We start from the raw sequence: 2,302 nt of genomic DNA, 5'->3' as shown, positions 1-2,302 counted from the left end.
CAAGATCGACCAGCAGGCGCCGACGGCACCGCGCAGTTCCGCACCACCGGCCGCGCTCGTCACTGCCGGCACCAAGCGACCGGCCAAGGCGCCGGTCAAACCCGTCGCACAAGGCGCACGCACCGCACCCAAGCGTGCCGTTGTCGCCGTCGGCGCCAACACCGACTGGCAAGAGTTCTGATCGGCCGGGTGGCCACGCCGACAACGGCGTGGCCACCGTATCGTCTTGCCGCACCGTCTTTGCCTCTTTGCAGTTCGGCGCTCTCCTTCGCAGAACGCCCCGATGCCTGCCGACTTCGCAGGCACATGCCCCTCCACTCCAGTGTTCAAGCCTGGATCGTGCTGAAGAGCGCCCAAGCGCCGTCACTCAACGGCAAGCGGTCATTGCACCGACATGGCGCGTAGGGCCGCACTGCGTCAAACACCCGGAGCGTCCGGCAAGGAACCCGCCGACTACGTTCGGAAAGACGCTTCTGACGCTTCTCCGCCAGGGGCAAGCGCTTCCTCGTCCCGCCGACGTCCCCACCAGCCGGTTCCGAGCATCCGCGTTCCCGCGTCCCGGCTGCCGACCGAATCGACGGCCTGGGCGCTGTACGCCTTCCCGTCCTGGAGCGGGACATGCGGCTCGCGCCATCCGCCTCTCCCTTGCATGCCAACCGATCTCGGCGTGCGCCGGGCAAGCTGCGCGCAAAAAAAGATCAAGTTATGTGATTCGTTGCCGATAAACGCAAAACCAAAGTCGCATTCACGTTACGTATGGCACATGACCACCCGCCCATACATGCCCCTCCCCATCTCACATTGACCTGAGGAAAGACATGACTATGCCCCGTCCCCATCGCACCAGCAGCGTCGTCACCCGCCTGATGATTGGTGTCTCTGCAATCGCGGCCCTGTGCTTCGGCATCACCGCGCTGCTGATCTACGCAAAAAGCAGCCAAGCGCTGCTGACCTCGGCCAAGGCCGGCATGACCAACGCCGCCTACCTGGAAGCCAAGCGCATCGCAGGCGACATGAACACCGCGTTTTCCGCCAACCAGGCACTGGCGAACGCCATGCTGGTACAGCGCACCCAGGACGGCAATGCGCGCGCGAACGCCAGCGAGATCATGCGCAGGGAACTGCAGCAACATCCCGATTGGACCGCCATGGGGACGATGTGGGAACCGCAGGCATTCGATGGAAAGGACGCGCAGTACGCGGGCAGCGAGGGGCATGACGCCAGCGGCCGTTACATGGTCTATTGGGCCTGGCAAGGCGACAAGCTGATCCGCCAGCCACAGCTCGACTACGCCACCCCGGGCGCTGGCGACTGGTACCTGCGCCCGAGCAAGGAGCGCAGGCAGGCGCTGATCGAACCGTATTACTACGATATCGGCGGCAGCAAGGTCCTCATTACGACATTGAGCACCCCGGTGATCGAGAACGGCAAGCTGCTTGCGGTGATGAATACCGACATCGGCCTCGCCAAGTTGCAGGAACGCCTGTCGAAATTGCACCCGCTCGGCGTCGGACACGTACGGCTGCTTTCGCCTGGCGGCGCGATCATCGCCGACCGCGACCCTGCACTGGTCGGCAAGAGGCTCGATGACGCCGCGAGCCATGCCTTGCTCGCCCAGATCGCCAAGGGCGAGACCGTCGACCGCGAGACCGTCGATGCGAAGACCGGCGATACCGATGTCGAGATCTACGTGCCCTTGCAGATCGGCCAGGCGCAGGAGCATTTCGCACTGGGTGTCGCGGTGCCGAAGGCGGTGTTGATGGCGCAGGCGCGCAACCTGCTGTGGACCATCGCCGCAGTCGGCCTGTGCGCGGCGCTGCTGCTCAGCGGCGGCCTTTATCTGCTGCTGCGCCGGCTGGTGGTCAAGCCGCTTGCCAGCGCGGTGGAAGTCTCCAGCGCGGTCGCTGCCGGCCGCCTGGACAGCCGCATCCAATACGCGCGCAACGACGAGCTGGGGCAATTGCTGGGATCGCTGCAGCGCATGCAGCAGCAGCTGCGCGCGGTGCTCGACGCGCAGAAGGAGATGGCCCAGCGCCACGACGCCGGCGAGATCAGCTACCGCATGGACGAAGCGGCCTTCCCCGGCGACTACGGGCGCATGGTCCACGACAGCAACGCCCTGGCCGCCTCGCATATCGCGGTCAAGATGCGCCTGGCGCAGATCATGGGTCGCTATGCCATCGGCGACCTGTCCGAGGATATGGATCGGCTGCCCGGCGAAAAAGCGGTGCTGACCGAAACGATGGACACGGTCAAGCACAACCTGACCGCGATGAACAGCGAGATCAAGCATCTGGCCGG

Annotated in this window: 2 protein-coding genes; both read left to right on the top strand. The window is 65.1% G+C overall.

What is annotated here, in order from left to right:
• The coding region (locus D180_RS01695) for a hypothetical protein (protein ID WP_043090296.1) at window positions 1-181 on the top strand (181 nt) is incomplete at its 5' end.
• 637 nt (window positions 182-818) lie between these two features.
• On the top strand, window positions 819-2,302 hold a 1,484-nt coding region (locus D180_RS01690), incomplete at its 3' end, for a HAMP domain-containing protein (protein ID WP_043090297.1).

The sequence above is a fragment of the Xanthomonas sp. SHU 166 genome (genome assembly GCF_000364685.1).
Lineage (GTDB): Bacteria > Pseudomonadota > Gammaproteobacteria > Xanthomonadales > Xanthomonadaceae > Xanthomonas_A > Xanthomonas_A sontii.
The sequence above is the reverse complement of the archived record's forward strand: the minus strand, read 5'-3'. Positions and strand labels throughout refer to the sequence as shown.